This window comes from Haladaptatus rarus, from assembly GCF_054177585.1.
The window spans coordinates 169,779-187,358 of sequence record NZ_JBPEHG010000002.1 but is presented as its reverse complement, the minus strand read 5'-3'; the positions used below and the strand labels follow the sequence as shown (position 1 = coordinate 187,358).

Below are 17,580 nucleotides of genomic sequence, written 5' to 3'. Positions count from 1 at the left end.
AAACCATTATAATCCTTACACGATTGGTACGACCATGAGCGTTGAACTCGGTCGACCGACTTCGGAAATTACCGAAGAGACGACAAGCACGGGTGAAACCGTCGTCAGCGTCGACAACCTACAGAAGCGATATGGAAGGGGTTCGGACGCGGTGACCGCCGTAGACGGCGTTTCATTCGACGTGGATCGTGGTACTGTGGTCGGCTTGCTCGGCCCGAACGGGGCAGGCAAGACGACGACGATCAAGTCGATCCTCGGCCTGGTCATCCCCTCCGAAGGCCGAGTGACCGTCAACGGTATCGACGTTCACGCCGACACGAAGCAGGCCTACCGTCACATCGGAGCGATGCTGGAGGGAGCACGTAACGTCTACTGGCGACTGACCGTCAGGGAGAATATCGCGTTCTTCGCAGCACTCGGTGGTCGGTCACCCTCGGCGGTTCGTAACCGCGCCGACGAGTTGCTGGACGCCTTCGGCCTGATGGATAAATCCGACGAGACCGTCAACGACCTCTCGCGAGGGATGAAACAGAAAATGTCGCTGGCGTGTACGCTCGCCCGCGGCACCGACGTGGTGTTCCTAGACGAACCGACGCTCGGCCTCGACGTGGAGAGTTCGGTCGAACTCCGGCGCGAACTCCGCCGACTCGCCGAACGGGAATCCATCACAGTCGTCCTGAGCAGTCACGACATGGACGTCGTCGAAGACCTCTGTGAGCGCGTCATCATCATGAACGAGGGGACGATAATCGCAGACGACTCGGTCGGGAACCTCATCGAGTTGCTCCGGACACGGGCCTACCGAATCACGGTCGATGGGTCGGTGTCCGACTCGACACGCGAACGGCTGACTCGGCGGTTCGACCCTGACGAATGGGAGCGTGTCGGTGACCGCGAGCGATTCGACGTGGCACTAGCTGACAGCGACGAACTCTACGATGTCTTCGACACCCTCCACGCTGCCGACTGTTCGCTCGATGGTGTGGACGCGATGGAGCCAGATCTCGAAGCGGTGTTCCTCGAACTCACCAACGAAGGTGGTCACTGATGGAGGGACGTCTGAACCTGTTTCGTGCAATCCTGCGGAAGAAGGCCGTCCTGCTCGTTCGGTATCCGGTGAACACTGTCTCGCAGTTGGTGACCATCTATGCTCTGTTCGCCATCGTCTTTTTCGGTGGACGTGCGGTCGCTGGCCCGGCGATCACCGATTCGATAGATGGCATCATCGTCGGGTTCTTCCTCTTCACCGCAGCCATCGTGGCCTACTCGGGACTCTCGTGGAACATCACCCGTGAAGCGCAGTGGGGAACGCTCGAACAGTTGTTCATGTCGCCACTCGGCTTCGGAACCGTCATGAGCCTGAAAGTCGTCGTGAACGTCATCTTCAGCCTCCTGTGGGGTGTCGTCGTGCTGGCGTTGATGTTGCTCACGACGCAGACGAATCTGACCCTCGACCTGCTCACGGTCGGGCCACTTCTCGTCCTCGCCGTCGCCTCCGCTGTCGGCGTCGGGTTCGTCTTCGCTGGCCTCGCACTGCTGTACAAGCGCATCGAGAACGCCTTCCAACTCGTCCAGTTCGGCTTCATCGGCCTCATCAGCGCGCCGGTCGAGGCGTATCCGGCGTTGCGGTGGCTTCCGCTCTCGGAGGGGAGTTACCTCCTCCGGCGAGCGATGTCGGACGGTGTCCACCTCTGGGAGTTCCCGGCGGAGAGTCTCGATATCCTGCTCCTCACGGCGACAGGTTACATCGTAGTTGGATACCTCTTTTTCGACCGGGCACAGCGCCGTGCGCGCCAGAAGGGCGTCCTCGGCCACTACTGACGGCGCTCGGCCGCTACTGACGGCCCTGGGTTTTCGACCGACGAAGGGAAATCACAATCACTCCTCGAAAAACGCTCACCGAATCCTTAATGGATTGTCCGGCAGAAAATACGGACATGTACGACGAGGACGACCTGCAGGAGATCCAGCAGGCCCGAAAGGAGTGGGAAGACGACACCCTCTCGCCCGTTTTGGAGCGGTTCGGCGAGCGAAAGGATCGCTTCGCCACCGTCTCGAATCTGGAAGTAGACGACCTGTACGACCCGACGGATGTCGCCGACATCGATTACGAGGACGACCTCGGCTTCCCCGGTGGGGAACCGTACACTCGCGGCGTCTACCCGACGATGTATCGCGGTCGGACGTGGACGATGCGCCAGTTCGCCGGATTCGGAACCGCAGAGGAGACGAACGAACGATTCCACTACCTCATCGAGAACGGCCAGACCGGTCTCTCGACCGCCTTCGACATGCCGAGTCTGATGGGCAAGGATTCGGACGACCCACTGTCAGATGGGGAAGTCGGCAGGGAGGGCGTGGCCGTAGACACCCTGCGCGACATGGAGATCCTCTTCGAGGGAATCGACCTGGACGAGGTCTCGACCAGTTTCACGATCAATCCGAGCGCACCGGTCATCTTCGCCATGTACGTCGCGCTGGCGGACAATCGAGGAGTGCCTCGTGAGAAGCTTCGCGGCACCTTCCAGAACGACATGCTGAAAGAGTTCATCGCGCAGAAAGAGTGGGTCGTCCCGCCAGAGCCGTCGCTCGATGTCGTCACCGACACGGTGGAGTTCGCCATCGAGGAGACACCGAACATCAAACCCATCTCCATCTCAGGCTACCACATCCGCGAGGCCGGTTCGACGGCGGTACAGGAACTCGCGTTCACGCTCGCGGACGGTTTCGCCTACGTCGAGGACGCGATGGAGCGCGGACTGGACGTAGACGCCTTCGCGCCACAGCTCTCTTTCTTTTTCAACTCGCACAACTCGCTGTTCGAAGAGATCGCCAAATTCCGCGCGGCACGGCGCATCTACTCGACCGTGATGGACGAGTGGTACGGTGCGGAAGACCCGAAATCGAAGCAGTTGAAGTTCCACACGCAGACTGCGGGGCAGTCGCTCACGGCCCAGCAACCGCTCAACAACATCGTCCGCGTGACGATCCAGGCGCTCGCAGGCGTCCTCGGCGGCACCCAGAGCCTCCACACGAACAGCTTCGACGAGGCACTCGCGCTGCCGAGCGAGGAGGCGGTTCGCGTCGCCCTGCGCACCCAGCAGATCATCGCGGAAGAGAGCGGTGCGGCGGATATCATCGACCCACTCGGCGGGAGCTTCGCCGTCGAATCGCTGACCGAGGAGGTCGAGGAGAAGACGATGGCGTACATCGAGGAGATCAAGGAGATGGGCGACGGCTCGGTGCGAGACGGCGTTTTGGAGGGCATCGACCGGGGCTACTTCCACCGCGAGATTCAGGAAGCTTCCTACGAGTACCAAGAGCGCGTCGAAGACGGCGAGGAGGTCGTCGTCGGTGTCAACCAGTACGAGATCGAGGAAGACACTCGGCCCGACATCCTCGAGGTGGACGAGGATACCCAGGAACGCCAACTTGCCCGACTCGCCGAGGTCAAAGAAGAACGCGACGACGAGGCTGTCGAGGCCGCCCTCGACGACCTGCAAACCGCAATCGACGAGGACGAGAACGTCATGGCTGCCATCGTCGATGCAGTGAAAGCCTACGCGACGATGGGCGAGATAATGCAGGTGTTCGAGGCGGAACACGGCTCGTATCAAGAGAAGATCGGACTGGCCTAAGCACGTTCAGACCAACCTGAACACCTTCGCTCGATTGCCTTTTTCCCGGATACATCGTCCGTCGTGGCAAATCTTTATGCTTCTCCTTAAAGCACGCTAGCATGGACACATGCCAGACGATACCGTGGAACTCGAAGCTCGGCTCGAAGAGGCGGAATCGTTCGAGCCACCGGAATCGTTCGTCGAGCAGGCGAACGTCTCGGACGAAGGAATCTACGAGGAGTTCGAGGAGAACTGGCCGGAGTGTTGGGAGCAGGCCGCAGAGCTACTCGACTGGTACGACGAGTACGACACCGTACTGGACGATAGCGACGCACCGTTCTACGAGTGGTTCACGGGCGGGTCGCTCAACGCTTCGTACAACTGCCTCGACCGACATCTGGACGAACGAGGAGACGAAGACGCCATCGAGTGGATCGGCGAACTCGGTGACACGCGAACCTACACCTACGAGGAACTCCACCGCGAGGTCAACGAATTTGCGGCAGCACTCCGCGAGATGGGCGTCGGCGAGGACGACGTCGTGACGATGTACATGCCGATGGTGCCGGAACTCCCCATCGCCATGCTCGCCTGCGCGCGCATCGGCGCACCGCACAGCGTCGTCTTCGCTGGATTCTCCGCCGACGCGCTGGCGACCCGGATGGAGAGCGCCGCGTCGGAGTATCTCATCACCTGTGACGGCTACTACCGGCGGGGAGACCCACTTCAGCACAAGGAGAAAGCGGATAAAGGGCTCTCGCAGGTCGACCACGACGTGAACGGTGTCGTGGTCGTCGACCGACTGGGAGACGAGTACGACCACCCGATGGCCGACAACGAACACGATTACGGCGACCTCGTCGCGGAACAGGAGGGTGCCGAGGTCGAACCGGTCGAGCGAGACGCCGAGGACATGCTCTTTTTGATGTACACCTCCGGTACGACCGGCCAACCGAAAGGGGTCAAACACACGACCGGAGGCTACCTCTCCTACGTGACGTGGACCTCGCAGGCGGTGCTCGACATCGAACCCGACGACACCTACTGGTGTGCCGCCGACATCGGTTGGATCACGGGTCACTCCTACATCGTCTATGGGCCACTCGCACTCGGGACGACCAGCGTGATGTACGAGGGGACGCCGGACTATCCGGAGAAAGACCGACTCTGGGAGTTGGTCGAAGAGTACGGCGTGGACATCTTCTACACCGCGCCGACGGCCATCCGGGCGTTCATGAAGTGGGGAAGCCAGTATCCGGAACAGCACGACCTCTCCAGTCTCCGTCTGCTCGGAACAGTGGGCGAACCCATCAATCCCCGAGCGTGGAAGTGGTACTACAAACACATCGGCGACGAGTCCTGCCCCATCGTGGATACGTGGTGGCAGACCGAGACGGGCGGGATGATGATCACGACCCTCCCCGGCATCGGAACGATGAAACCCGGCAGTGCGGGGCCGCCGCTCCCCGGCATCGACGCCAAGGTCGTTGACACGAAAGGTGACGAGGTCGAAGCGGGACGTGCGGGCTATCTCACGGTACAGAAACCGTGGCCCGGCATGCTCCGAACCGTCTACAAGAACGACGACCGGTACATCAGCGAGTACTGGCAGGAGTATTCCGACCCCGACGCCGACGAATGGGTGTACTTCCCCGAAGACGGTGCGAAACTGGACGACGACGGGTACATCACCGTCCTCGGACGCGTGGACGACGTCATCAACGTCTCCGGGCACCGCCTCGGGACGATGGAGATCGAAAGCGCCATCGTCGGCGTGAACGGTGTCGCGGAAGCCGCCGTCGTCGGTGGCCACCACGACGTGAAAGGCGAGGCCGTCTACGCCTACGTCATCACGGAGGAGGGCCACGAGGGCGACGACGAGATGCGCGAGCGAATCGTCGCGGGCGTCGAGGGCGCGATCGGCCCGATCGCCCGTCCCGAGGAGGTCGTCTTCACCCCCGAACTCCCGAAGACGCGCTCCGGGAAGATCATGCGCCGGTTGCTCGAAGATATCGCCAACGACGAGGAACTCGGCGACACCTCGACGCTCCGGAACCCCGACGTGGTGGAGGACATCCAGCAGAAGGTCAACAGCGACTAGCGACGACGGGCGGTTTCGACAGTGGATTTTTTCGATCGTCTGTTCGTGGACGCTGAGCGATAGCGAACGGTCGGTGGACTAGCAAGTAGTTCGGGCAGTACATTTCAGTACAAAACAGTAGGAATTAGTACAACATGCGAATGAGGTGACTTTGTCCTCGAAAAGTCTCAGTTGTTCTCTGTGGGATGAACGAGTTGCTGCAGTAGCATTGTCCTCGAAAGCCCCCGGTCGCTCGACTCGGGCGTCTCGTTGCGCTCCTCATCTCCTTCGCTCCGCTCAGTCGACTTACGGTGCTTACGTCGCCGTCCTTCGCCGAGACGCCCGGCCCCTTTCAGTCCCACCCCGCACCGCCACGCCCTCGTCCTCCCCACCCTCCCCACTCCCTACGGTCGCTCGTCCTTCACGCGCGTTCCTCGCACGCGCCACCGCATGCATGGCTAATCAGCCACCGAGCGTCCACACCAGTTTGACACGAAAACGCGTTAGCCCGTTCAATCTGTTTCCTGGCGGAATGAAAGGGCGAGGCCGGTACGCGAAGCACGACGAAGTAACCACCGCAGGGAAGGCGCGAAGCGCCTGCACGAGGAGCGCAGCGAGGTCTCCGCGAACGAATGTGAGCGGAGGGCAGCGAGAGCGAAGCTCTCGCGTGTCGCGCGAGCGTAGCGGCCGAGGGCTTTCTGGGACAACGATACTACGGTGAGTTACCCGATACGACGAGAACATCGATAAGTATCTAAAACCGACAAAGAGGAATCATCTCGCCAAACTCACAGTCGCCGGTAGAATCGTTGCCGTCGCCGACACCCTTTTGACCACGACCGCAGTACAGGAGACCACATGGTCGCACAGACGATGGATCGCGTTCCGCACGAACAGTAGACGACCAGTTCTAACCACGGGAGTTGAATGCAAATGTTGACCAGTAACCACGCAGTCGCTCGCACGGGGCTCGACGCCGCCGCGTTGAAGCCCGCAGAGTGCGACGTCCGCCGCGCGCTGGAGCTTCCCTTCGATACCATCACGATCGACTACGAAGGGCGCGAACATCTCCCGGATTCCGAAACGGTGGCCGACCTCGCCGCCGAGAAGGAGGTTCGGATGACCGTCCCCGTCAGGGCGGATGGCTTCGACCCCCTTGGCGACGACTCACTCTACCGGAAGCTCCCGGACGACGTCGCGCAGGTGCTCGTCGCCGGACACCCCGCGTATCTCTCCGAGCGCGAGCGATCGCGGGCGGTCGCCCCGCGCTTCGGAGCGGCGCTCGACCGTACGTCCGACGCGTGGGTCGGCACCGAGGGCGTCGAACGGATCGCCGCAGCGACGGGCGCGGCGCAGTTCGAACTCCTCTCGCGCTCGACCGCCCGTGACCTGCGGGCGCTCCGGGCCGCCGGATTCGAAGACACCATCGCGGTGTACGCGCCGACCGTTCTCACCGACGACGAGGACGCCATCCTCGACGCAGTCGGCGCATACGTCGCTCGTCGCAAGCCGGTCGCGCGAGCACTGGCCAACACGCCGGATGCTGAAACCACGACCGACGCTCGCGCCACGGGACGCGCCCGTGACGTGCTCTCGTCGGCGAGCCGTGATTTCACGCTCGTCGGCACGGCAGACCAGGTCGGCGAGCAGGTCGCGGCGCTGAAAGATGCTGGCGCGGATTACGTGGTGGGGTATCCCGCACGGGGAGTCGAAACGTTCCTCGACTAACCGTCGGTTTCTCGTTCATCTCGCGTTCGCCGCGATACCCAGTTTGAAATACTGCGAACGCAATCCCCAGTTCATGAGTCACCTCGCAGAACACACGACGACGACGGCACGCGACGCCCTCGCCGACACCGATGTCGCACTCCTCCCGACGGGAAGCGTCGAACAACACGGCCCGGCGCTCCCGCTCGGCACCGACTTCATGGCGGCCGAAGCTGTCGCACACAGCGTGACCGACCGCGAGAACGTGGTCTGTCTCCCGACGATTCCGGTCGGCGTGAGCGAACACCACCGGCAGTTCGACGGGACGCTCTGGACCGACCCGGCGACGTTCGAAGACTACATCTCGGATATCGTCGCCAGCATCGCCAGCCACGGCGTCCAGCGGGTCGTCTTCGTGAACGGCCACGGCGGCAACAGCGGCGCACTCCAGCGCGTCGCCCGCCGAGTCCGCCGCGAGGAGATCGCCTTCGCCGTCCCGTGGAACTGGTGGGGCGGTATCGGTGACGTGTTGGACGACGAGTTCGGCACCGGAATCACGCACGCAGACGAGATCGAGACGAGCATGATCCTCGCTATCGCAGACGACCTCGTGCGCGAGGCCGCGCTCGCAGATGCGGAAGCGGGCGCGAACGACACGTGGGGAACGGACGTGTTCGGCGCGAACGTCGGTTTCGACACCATCGACTTCTCTGACAGTGGTGTCGTCGGAACACCGACCGACGGCTCACGTGAAGCAGGCGAACGACTGCTCTCGGCGTCGAGCGAACAACTCGGCGCGCTGGTCGAGTGGCTCGCGGAACAGGAGATGGCAGCCCTCTGGCCACAGGAACACCGATGACCGTCGCCATCGTCGGCGGTGGCGCTCTCGGCGTGACGGTTGCCCACGACCTCGCGGTTCGCGGCGAAGACGTGGTGCTGTTCGAGAAAGGCGAGATTCCGAACGAAGACGCGAGTACGGGCCGGGCCGCAGGCGTGCTGTACGACGCATTCGCCGCCCCCGAGGACGCCCGCGTCGGCGACCGAGCGATCGAGCGATTCCGCGAGTTCTCCGGAACCGGCGGATTCGAGTTCGTCGAGACGCCCTACGTCTGGTTCGCTCGAGAGGGCGACGAAACGCGTGCAGAAGCCATCCGCGAGCAGGTGCCGCGGATGCAGGAACAGGGGCGCGACGTATCGTTGCTCGACCACGAGGAACTCGCCGACCGCTATCCGGCACTGAACACGGACGACGTGGGTGTCGCCGCCATCGCCCGGAACGCGGGGCGAACCGACCCCGGAAGCTACGCGAAGGCGATGGCCGACGAGGCGGAACAGGCGGGTGCAGAGATTCGGACGGGTGTCGAAGCCAGCGTCCGAATCTCCCCACCCCGCGTAGACACCGTAGATGGTGAAGATGGTGAAAACAGCGAGGAGAGATTCGACGTCGTGGTCGTCGCCGCGGGCGCGCACACGAAGCGCGTGCTCGCGGACGCCGGAGTTTCCGTTCCGCTCAAGCCATACAGGGTACAGGCACTCACCTGTGCGTTCGAGGGAGACGTGCCGATGGTGTACGACGCGACCGGGGGCTACTACCTGCGACCGCATCCCGAGGGGTTGCTCGCGGGGGATGGCACCGAAGAGGTCGAGAGCGACCCGGACGAGTGGATGCAGGACGGGGACGGAGAGTTCCAGACCGCGATGCAAACTCGCCTCGCTCACCGCCTCGATCTCGGCCCAAACGCCGATTCGAGTTCCGATTCGAGTTCCGGCCCGAACTCCGGGCCAGCAGTCGAACGCGCGTGGGCCGGACTCTGTACCGCGACCCCCGATTACGACCCCCTTCTCGGTGAGCTTCGTCCGGGACTCTACGTCGCAGCGGGATGGCAGGGCCACGGATTCATGCGTGTCCCCGCCCTCGCCGAAGCACTCGCGGAGGACGTCCTCGGCGAAGGGGGAATCCCCGAGTTCGACCCGACGCGCTTCACCGGCGACGAGGAGTTCGACATCGTGGAAGGGATGGGCGTGGAGTAGACTACGGATCGACTATCGTTCGACCAGTCAAAAAACGAGCTGCGTCTACGCTTCGGCTTCGGCCTTCGGTACACGAACCTCCAGCGTCCCCGAATCGGTCAGTGTGGCCGACGCGCTCTTCGCGTCGACAGCAGCATCCTCCGGGAGTTCGACGCGACCGTCGAGTGACATCCCCCGTCCGGGGAACACCATCTCGAATCCTTCGTGAAACTCTCGGAAGCGGTCGATCCGGACGAGCACCGCACCCTCCGAGAATCGAACCTGTACGTCGCTTCCCGTCGCTCCCGCCGCGTCGAAGACCACGAGGTAGGCGTCCTCGCTTTCGAGCAGGTCGGACGGGATAGGCCGGGATTCCTGTACCTTGCTCGCAGCACGGCCAACTCGCTCTGCGACAGCCGTCACGGTCGAGCGCCCGAGGTTCCGGAATGTCATAGTTCGATCGCTTCGAGACAGTCGGTTCCGCCACAGTACGGACACTGGAAGTCTCCCACACCGACCTCGTCGGGCATATCGTAGGTGTAGTGCAGCTCGAACATGTCCAGTTCACAATCGCCGTCCGTGCATCGCACCTCAAGCGTCGCGGGCATAGACGACGATACGGTACGGACGAAAATAAACGCGTGGACTCCGTCTGGATTCACCTTTTTGGTTACTCCCAGTTGCCGAGTTGCCGTCCTCGAAGGGCTCCTTCGTCGCTTTGATTTTGGTACGATTGCCGAGAAGCGTTCTTCGAAATCCCCCGACTGCGAACGTCTGGGGGGCTTTCGAGGACATCGAAGCAGTCGCATTATCATCAATCCAATCACCTCGAAACCAGCGACTCGCAAAAGGCCATCCCGCCGCCGAGAGAGTGTAGTCACCGTTTTATCTATCGAGCGGCAAACCCGGTGTATGACCGACCCCGCGACCCTCGACGTGACGCTCGTAGACGGCTACGTCGACGAACCGGCCCACTTCGGCGTGCCGCCGTACATCTCGACGTATCCGCGCTACACCGCCGGAGCACTCGTGGACGCAGGGGTACCCGAAGGACAGATCACCTACCACACCATCGATGAACTGCGCGAGGATAACGCGAAGTGGGGTGACGTGGCCGACGCCGACCTGTTCATCTACATCGGTGGGATGACCGTCCCCGGAAAGTACGTCGGCGGGACCCCCGCCGAACCCGACGAAGTGCGGAAGATGGCGTGGACTGCCGACGGAACGAGTCTGATGGGTGGTCCCGTCAAGTTCGGCGTCGGCGACGAGAACGCTGGCGGCACCGAGACGGCACGCGACGACCTCGATTTCGACTTCGTGGCGAAGGGCGACGTGGAGGCTGCCGCCTTCGACCTCGTGGAGAGTGGGCTGGAAGGCTTCGGCAACCGGATGCGCGACAACGAGGAGATCGACCGCTGGGCCGAGACGGGCGCGTTCGTGGTCGAACAGCACCCGAACCATCCCGACTACCTCATCTGCGAGATGGAGACCTCGCGGGGCTGTCCCTACCGCTGTTCGTTCTGCACGGAACCGCTGTACGGCAACCCCTCGTTCCGCCAACCTGAATCCGTCATCGCGGAAGTGTCGGGACTCTACGACCGCGGTGCCCGGCACTTCCGTCTGGGACGACAGGCAGACATCCTCGCCTACGGTGGCGACGGCGAGAAACCGAACCCAGACGCCCTTCGGGAGTTGTACGGCGGCATCCGCGAGGTAGCACCCGACCTCGGGACGCTCCACCTCGACAACATGAACCCCATCACCGTGGTCGAGTGGCCCGAACTGGCGCGGGAGGGTATCCGGGTCATCGCCGAGCACAACACGCCCGGCGACACGGCGGCCTTCGGGCTGGAATCAGCAGACCCCGTCGTGCAGGAGGAGAACAACTTGAACGTCACCGCCGAGGAGTGTTTCGAGGCCGTGAAGATCGTCAACGAGGAGGCCGGATGGCGACCCGGAGAGGCTCGTGCGGACGCGCCGACCCACGGCCCCGACGCCGCCACCCGACTGCCGAAACTCTTGCCCGGCATCAACCTCCTCCACGGGCTGAAAGGCGAGCGCCGGGAGACCTTCGACCACAACCGGGAGTTCCTCCAACGCGTGTACGACGAGGGGCTGATGCTCCGCCGGGTGAACATCCGGCAGGTGATGGCCTTCTCCGGAACCGAGATGGGGTCGGTGGGTGCGGACATCGCCCACGACCACAAGAAGCTGTTCAAGCGGTACAAGCGCGAGGTGCGCGAGGAGATAGACAACCCGATGCTCCAGCGCGTTGCATCGCCGGGAACAGTCCTGCCGAACGTCCACCTCGAATATCACAAAGATGGGCGAACCTTCGGGCGACAACTCGGGACCTATCCCCTGCTGGTCGGGATCCCGGGCGAGCGCGAACTCGATCGAACCATCGACGTGGCGGTGGTCGACCACGGCTATCGTTCCGTGACTGGAGTACCCTACCCCCTCGACGTGAACAGCGCGACGATGGACGAACTCACCGCAATTCCAGGGTTAGGAAAGCAGCGCGCCGGAAACGTCATCGTCAACCGCCCCTACGAGACGCCCGACGACCTCGCCGACACGGTGGACGTCGACCTGAGCAAGTTCGCCTCGGCAGAGAAGCCGGGAAGCGCGGACTGAAACCGACATCATCACGAATCTGCCAGCGACCACCGCCGAACCGATCGAAGCGAGTGTTCCACGGTGGCGAGCGATAGGCAGGTGACACAACCGCCAGAAATCGCTTGGCGACACAACCACTCGGAACCGCCTGGTGACGCAACCGCTAGAAGCTAGCTTATCCGCCGGAAAATCGAAGATTTTCCGGGCCAAGGAACCCCCGAAGGAGCGTCGAAGACGCGACTGAGGGGGTGACGCAGTGCTTTTGGTCGAGCTTTTACAGGGAGACGGTTCTCGCTCGCGTGCCGTCGCACGCGAGCGAGAACCCGCGACCGTCGTAAAAGCTCGTTTCAGAACTCTTCGTCGATGATCTCGCCGACGGCGAAATTCGACTTGACTTCCGTGATCTCGACTTTCACGCGCTCGCCGATCTCGGCACCGGGGACGATGATGACGTACCCCCGTTCGACGCGAGCGATGCCGTCGCCTTGCTTCCCGATATCCTCCACTTCGACGTAGCGAATCTCACCAGCTTCGACGGGTGGCTGTGGTTCCGACGAGACGGTAGTTGAGTTGTTTTCGGAGGGCGTAGCTGTCGTCGTCTGGCTTTCGTCCGATTCAGTTTCCGTCTCGCGCGAGATGAGCGCAACACGGTAGGTTTCTCCCGGTTCGACCGAACCCGTGTCGATTTCACGTTGTGGGATGGTGACGACGTAGTCGTCGCCTTTCATAGTAACATCAGCGCTGAACAGACACAGGAGCTTGTCAGAGATTTCCAAGGGTCGTAGACCTCCAGTTGATACCAAGTAGTCAACCATTAAAGAATTATCGAACACGACCTTTTGCTGCGGTCGAGGGCCTGCGGGCGCGCAACGGCACGCGCCCGCTGGCCGTCTCCCTGCCAAAAGGTCGATCAAAAGCATTCCTCCCTCACTCCGTTCAGTCGTCGGCCCGCTCGCTCGTCGCTTTCGCTCCTTCGCTCGCGGTGAATACGCTAGCCTCTAGCGGTTATGTCACCAGCAGACGACTGGTGGTTGTGTCACCTGTCTATCGCTCTCGCTGTCACTTCTCGTATGGAGTTCCGTCGGGGTTCTTCGGGCCTTCGGAGTCGTAGACGACGATGTCGCCTGGATCCGGGTCGGCGTATTCGTAATTCTCCCGCACCCCGATTGCCTCTTCGAGTTCGCGGATCGCACGGGTTTTCAGGGCGTCTGCCAGTTTTTCGGCGTGCTCGCGGTCGATATCGCGTCCCAATCCCTCGCACTCGTGGGCGCGAACGAGGCCTGATTCGTCGACTGCCTCGCCCATCGGTTGGCTCGTCCCTCCGAATGCGACACTGAAGGGGTACGTCTGGCAGATGAGGGGGCGGTCGGGATGTACCGAACACGCACCCATCCCCTCCGCATCCTCCTCGTAGAATCGGCAATCACCGCAGTCGTCGGTCTGAAGCGCCCACTCGAACGTCTGCCCCGCTCCATCGGTCAGACCGTAGGGCATGGGTCGCGCTACGTCTCGGAAATCGTAGTCCGTTTCGGCCTGCAAATCGCGCACCTCGTCCGGGAACACCGTGGCGGTGTGAGGCTCGTCCGCCTCGCTCGTACAGCAGGCTCCACAGCGCGTACACTCAAATCCGATGTCCTCGATAGCGTCCGCGAGGTCGGACGCGTCGAGAGACCTCGCACGCTCCAGTTCGGCTTCCAGACTCTCCACAGACGAGAGTACACGCAGGCAGGGAAAGTCATTGCGGGACAGCGTGCTTCATCGTGGGACTGCGCGCTCGCCGTCCCACTCCACGTCTCCCTCGACCGCCAGTTTTTCGAGATGGGCGGCCACCGTCCGCTCCGCGAACTCCCTGACGGAGGAGATATCCTTCTCGTAAGTCGCATCGGTTATCTCGGCGAGCGTGCTCGCACCGCCTCGTACCGCGGCTCGTACCTGCTTCTCGCGGGCGAGTCTGTGGTCGATGACGCGACGGATCGTTTTCCGAGGGTCGTCGATGACCGGCCCGTGTCCCGGATAGAGGGTGTCCGGATTCCGGGCGTACAGCCGCCGGAGCGAGGTCAGGTAGGCGCGCAGGTCACCCTCTCCAGCAGCGACGACGACGCTCCCCTCTGCGACCACGAGGTCGCCAGCGATGATCTCGTCGTCGGTCGAAAGCGACACGTGGTCAGGTGCGTGACCCGGCGTTTCGACGACGGTCAACGGACCGACCGTGGTTCCCTCACGGAACGTTCGGTCGGGGTCGACTCCCGTGATCGATGTGAAACGTTCTTCGCGTCCCTTGCGTGCCCAGACCGTCGCGTCACAGGCGTCTGCGTAGTGGGCGACCCCGCCGACGTGGTCTGGATGGGTGTGCGTCACGAGAACGTGTTCGACACCACCGACTGCCCGGTCGAGTTCGTCGGTTCTCCCTGCTGGGTCGACCAGGACGGTATCGACGACGTAGGCATTGGTCGCGCCGTGTGGGGAGAGCGTGTCGGTCGGAACGGAGATGGGATTCATGGGCGGGGAGACGAAGGCCATCGGGAAAGTCCTCACGCAATCTGGTTTGTAGATCGTTCGAAGGAAAACGGGACGATGGGAAAGGAGTTCAGTCGTTGAGGATGTAGACCTGCTTTCGTGCGTCGCGGAAGCTGTGGCGCGAGACGACGAGGTCTTGCTCTTCGAGGCGGGTCAACGCGTAGCGGACGGTTCGGTCGGGAAGGAGCGACTCGTCGGCGAGTTGGCCCTGCGTCAGTGGTTCTTCGGTCTCCAACACCTTGGCGACGAGTTTCGCACTCGGGGGGAGTTCCCTGAGACGTTCGCGGAACTCGCCCGCCGGTTTTCTTGCGGTCGTACTCATACTACCACAGGCCCGGACGTCAATGGTAAAACTTGGCTATAGGCACGTCTATACAATATGGACACCTTAATCGTGTTTATATCACACTTTAATATTGTGACAGATCGGGAGAGATACGTCGGAATCGGTCGGGCAGAAGGTACACCACTCCTCCCGTCGAAGGGAGAATATGGAACGGATTCCAGAGAAGTATCACGACCTGTTCGAGCGAAAATCGTTCGCGAACTTCGCGACCGTCATGCCCGACGGGACGCCACAGATAACCCCAGTATGGGTCGGATACGAAGACGACCATCTGCTCGTCAACACCGCGACAGGCCGCCAGAAGGAAAAGAACGTCCGGCGCAACCCGAAGGTCGGAATCGACGTCCTCGACCCGGACGACCCCTATCGGTACGTCTCGGCTCGTGGTGAGGTCGTCGAAGTGACCGAGGACGGTGCGGTCGAGCATATCAACGAACTCACGAGGCGCTACATGGGCCAAGACGAGTATCCGAACCTCGACGAGGAGGAGGGCGAGCGAGTCATCATCCGAATTCGACCCGACCGCGTCGTGACGAACGGCTAGGAATTTCGGTCGGCTAGTTTGTCTGTCTTCGGCGGTTCACTGTGACGGTTGTACGTCCCGAGGACGCAGTCACAGTCCGGACAGTGGACGATGACGGTTCGTTCGTACTCGTGACGGACGAGGTCTTCGGCGGTGAACTCGCCGCCACAGTGGGTACAGGTTGGCATCGAAATCCGACAGTCTCTATGCTACCCATACCCAAAGTCGTTCGCCTGTCCGGTTCCAGTATCGTTTTATGCCCCGGAAGAAGTACTCCTCAATGAACCAAGTGTGAAGGGGCAGGAGTGGTACCAAGCGACTGAGGTGGCCGAGGAGTACGAAGAGAAACGATTCTCCCGCGGCGGGCGGCTGATCGACCGACGCGAGAAAGAAGCTGTTCTCGACGCTATCGGGCCAGTCGAGGGAAAGCGCGTCCTCGAGATCGCCTGCGGAACAGGTCGGTTTACAGTCATGCTTGCCGAGCGCGGGGCCGACATCATCGGTCTCGACATCTCGGCAGCGATGCTCCAGCAGGGACGCCACAAAGCAAAGAATGCGGGCGTCGCAGATCACCTGGAGTTCATGCGCGGTGACGCGGCCCGGCTTCCGTTCCCCGACGACCACTTCGATACGGTGTTCGCCATGCGATTTTTCCATCTCGCAGACACCCCCGCGTCGTTCCTGAGCGAGATGTGCCGCGTCTCCAAAGAGCAGGTGTTCTTCGATACGTTCGCGGGGCCGAGTACGCGAAGCATCTACAACTGGCTCTTGCCGATGGGGTCGCGGCTCTACTCGCTCGAAGACGTGGAGAAACTGCTCGCCGAAACCGGTCTCACGCTGGTCGGTGCCGAACACGACTGGGTGCTCCCCTACGGCTTCTATCGGAAGATCCCCGACCCCGTCGCGGAGCGCATTCGAGAGATGGACACCGCCATCGGCGAGACGGTCGTCGGCGACCATCTCGCGTCCGTCTCCTACTGGAACGCTCGCGTCGAGTGACAGACGACGAACGCGTGCCGAATTGCTTTTACGTACTCGGTATCTGAAAGGCGGGTATGAACCTGTCCGTGGTGGTTCCGACGCTCAACGGTCGTGAGCCACTGAAAACCTGCCTCGACGCACTTGCGCGTCACGCGCCCGACGCCGAGGTGGTGGTGGTCAACGGGCCATCCGCGGACGGAACGACGGGAATGGTGTGTGACCGCGACGACGTGAGTACGCTGGTCGAGGTCTCGGATCGGAACCTCAACGTCGCGCGGAACGCCGGAATCGCGGAAGCCTCCGGCGACGTCATCGCATTCGTCGGCCACGACGTGGCGGTCGAAGAGTCGTGGTACGACGGTATCGAGGCCGCGATGGCGACCGACGCCGAGGTGGTCACTGGCCCGGTTCATCAAGCAGTGCGGGCGGGCATGACGACCCAGACGGTCGAGTCGCGAACCATCGCCGGACGGGACGTGACCTACTTTTCGGGCCAGAACGTCGCGTTCACCCGCGACGCCATCGAAGCCGTCGATGGATTCGACGAGAACCTTCGTACCGGTGGTGCCCGCGACTGCGCCCACCGACTCGCGGGCCAGGGGCGGTCGGTCACGTGGGAGCCGACGGTGAGCGTGAGCCGCGACGAGACGGACGAGGAGGGCATCGAACGCGAGTGGGACGTGAAATATCGCTCGCTCGCCTATCGGATGGTCAAAAACTACGGCCCGCGTCTGACCGTCTTCCGACGGACGTTCCGCGACGCCATCACCGACGCCCGCGAAGCCGGGCGCGACGTGGCGGCCGGCGACGCCGAGCCCACCTTCTGGGCGAGTTGCGGAAAGCGCGTATTCAAGGGCATCGCCAGCGGCACCAGAGACGGGGCGCTCGCTCGCGTACGCGACCGGAGCGTTGCTCGGAATCCGGCAGGCGTATCCTCACGGGCAGACCGCGCCGTGGAACGCTACGACTGGCGCGACGAGGAATGATGGATTTCGAGGGACGACAGCGGTTCTGGTGAGGGCGTCGCTCCGTGATTGTACTGATTTGTACTGAAATGTACTGGCGTGAGTTTGTCATCTAGCAACTGAAAACGGTGTCATCGTCTTCGAAGTGAATGGATTCGGTGGCGGCGAGAATCACCGAGAGCGTGGAAAATCGAGTACTGAGGCTCGAA

Annotated in this window: 17 protein-coding genes and 1 pseudogene; 11 read left to right on the top strand and 7 right to left on the bottom strand. The window is 62.4% G+C overall.

All coding sequences use genetic code 11. The annotated features are described in order from the left end of the window. Positions 1–34 precede the first annotated feature (34 nt). From ACR3FE_RS06065 to ACR3FE_RS06035, 7 genes are all read left to right on the top strand, one after another. On the top strand, positions 35–1,048 hold the full coding sequence (locus tag ACR3FE_RS06065) for an ABC transporter ATP-binding protein (RefSeq protein ID WP_458206189.1): 1,014 nt from the start codon (positions 35–37) through the stop codon (positions 1,046–1,048). Continuing rightward, entirely contained in the window at positions 1,048–1,821 is a 774-nt protein-coding gene (locus tag ACR3FE_RS06060) for an ABC transporter permease (protein ID WP_458206188.1), read from the top strand. The genes ACR3FE_RS06065 and ACR3FE_RS06060 overlap by 1 nt, the downstream gene beginning before the upstream one ends. 116 nt (positions 1,822–1,937) lie before the next feature. Next, positions 1,938–3,638 carry an acyl-CoA mutase large subunit family protein gene (locus ACR3FE_RS06055; RefSeq protein WP_458206187.1) on the top strand — a complete coding sequence of 567 codons (1,701 nt, stop codon included), beginning with the start codon at positions 1,938–1,940 and terminating at the stop codon, positions 3,636–3,638. A 109-nt stretch (positions 3,639–3,747) separates the two neighbouring features. Then, positions 3,748–5,721 (top strand): acetate--CoA ligase, encoded by a 1,974-nt coding sequence (acs, locus tag ACR3FE_RS06050; protein ID WP_458206186.1) that lies wholly within the window; start codon positions 3,748–3,750, stop codon positions 5,719–5,721. A 912-nt stretch (positions 5,722–6,633) separates the two neighbouring features. After that, entirely contained in the window at positions 6,634–7,428 is a 795-nt protein-coding gene (locus tag ACR3FE_RS06045) for a DUF7388 family protein (RefSeq protein ID WP_458206185.1), read from the top strand. 73 nt (positions 7,429–7,501) lie between these two features. Continuing rightward, positions 7,502–8,266, top strand: a complete 765-nt coding sequence (locus tag ACR3FE_RS06040) for a creatininase family protein (RefSeq protein ID WP_458206184.1) — start codon at positions 7,502–7,504, stop codon at positions 8,264–8,266. After that, positions 8,263–9,438, top strand: a complete 1,176-nt coding sequence (locus ACR3FE_RS06035; RefSeq protein ID WP_458206183.1) for an NAD(P)/FAD-dependent oxidoreductase — start codon at positions 8,263–8,265, stop codon at positions 9,436–9,438. Before ACR3FE_RS06040 ends, ACR3FE_RS06035 begins: the two co-directional genes overlap by 4 nt. A 51-nt stretch (positions 9,439–9,489) precedes the next feature. Here the strand turns inward: ACR3FE_RS06035 and ACR3FE_RS06030 are convergent. After that, positions 9,490–9,870 (bottom strand): annotated as a pseudogene (locus tag ACR3FE_RS06030) (Hsp20/alpha crystallin family protein); the annotation flags it as partial. Beyond that, the gene (locus tag ACR3FE_RS06025; protein WP_458206182.1) at positions 9,867–10,025 is read right to left on the bottom strand and encodes a DUF7559 family protein; all 159 of its coding nucleotides are present in this window, start codon (positions 10,023–10,025) and stop codon (positions 9,867–9,869) included. The gene ACR3FE_RS06025 and the pseudogene ACR3FE_RS06030, both read right to left, overlap by 4 nt. Positions 10,026–10,329: 304 nt before the next feature. Between ACR3FE_RS06025 and ACR3FE_RS06020 the strand changes: the two genes are divergently transcribed. Further along, entirely contained in the window at positions 10,330–12,057 is a 1,728-nt protein-coding gene (locus ACR3FE_RS06020) for a radical SAM protein (protein WP_458206181.1), read from the top strand. Between the two features lie 329 nt (positions 12,058–12,386). On the opposite strand, the gene ACR3FE_RS06015 is transcribed toward ACR3FE_RS06020, so the two are convergent. The 4 genes from ACR3FE_RS06015 to ACR3FE_RS06000 all read right to left on the bottom strand — a co-directional run bounded on the left by ACR3FE_RS06015 (position 12,387) and on the right by ACR3FE_RS06000 (position 14,878). Then, entirely contained in the window at positions 12,387–12,815 is a 429-nt protein-coding gene (locus ACR3FE_RS06015; protein WP_458206180.1) for a TRAM domain-containing protein, read from the bottom strand. A 283-nt stretch (positions 12,816–13,098) separates the two neighbouring features. Continuing rightward, positions 13,099–13,746: a YkgJ family cysteine cluster protein gene (locus ACR3FE_RS06010; RefSeq protein WP_458206179.1), complete on the bottom strand. Its 648-nt coding sequence runs from the start codon at positions 13,744–13,746 to the stop codon at positions 13,099–13,101. Between the two features lie 48 nt (positions 13,747–13,794). Then, positions 13,795–14,559, bottom strand: a complete 765-nt coding sequence (locus tag ACR3FE_RS06005) for an MBL fold metallo-hydrolase (RefSeq protein ID WP_458206178.1) — start codon at positions 14,557–14,559, stop codon at positions 13,795–13,797. Positions 14,560–14,626: 67 nt separating this feature from the next. After that, positions 14,627–14,878, bottom strand: a complete 252-nt coding sequence (locus ACR3FE_RS06000) for a MarR family transcriptional regulator (protein ID WP_458206177.1) — start codon at positions 14,876–14,878, stop codon at positions 14,627–14,629. Positions 14,879–15,047: 169 nt separating this feature from the next. Between ACR3FE_RS06000 and ACR3FE_RS05995 the strand changes: the two genes are divergently transcribed. Further along, positions 15,048–15,446, top strand: coding sequence for a PPOX class F420-dependent oxidoreductase (locus ACR3FE_RS05995; RefSeq protein ID WP_458206176.1), 399 nt, complete (start codon positions 15,048–15,050; stop codon positions 15,444–15,446). On the opposite strand, the gene ACR3FE_RS05990 is transcribed toward ACR3FE_RS05995, so the two are convergent. Then, on the bottom strand, positions 15,443–15,613 hold the full coding sequence (locus ACR3FE_RS05990) for a hypothetical protein (protein ID WP_458206175.1): 171 nt from the start codon (positions 15,611–15,613) through the stop codon (positions 15,443–15,445). The two genes, ACR3FE_RS05995 and ACR3FE_RS05990, sit on opposite strands and share 4 nt — an antisense overlap. Before the next feature lie 103 nt (positions 15,614–15,716). Between ACR3FE_RS05990 and ACR3FE_RS05985 the strand changes: the two genes are divergently transcribed. Both ACR3FE_RS05985 and ACR3FE_RS05980 read left to right on the top strand, forming a co-directional pair. Next, positions 15,717–16,424: a class I SAM-dependent methyltransferase gene (locus ACR3FE_RS05985; protein WP_458206174.1), complete on the top strand. Its 708-nt coding sequence runs from the start codon at positions 15,717–15,719 to the stop codon at positions 16,422–16,424. Between the two features lie 56 nt (positions 16,425–16,480). Then, positions 16,481–17,392, top strand: coding sequence for a glycosyltransferase family 2 protein (locus tag ACR3FE_RS05980; protein WP_458206173.1), 912 nt, complete (start codon positions 16,481–16,483; stop codon positions 17,390–17,392). The last annotated feature ends 188 nt before the right edge of the window (positions 17,393–17,580 follow it).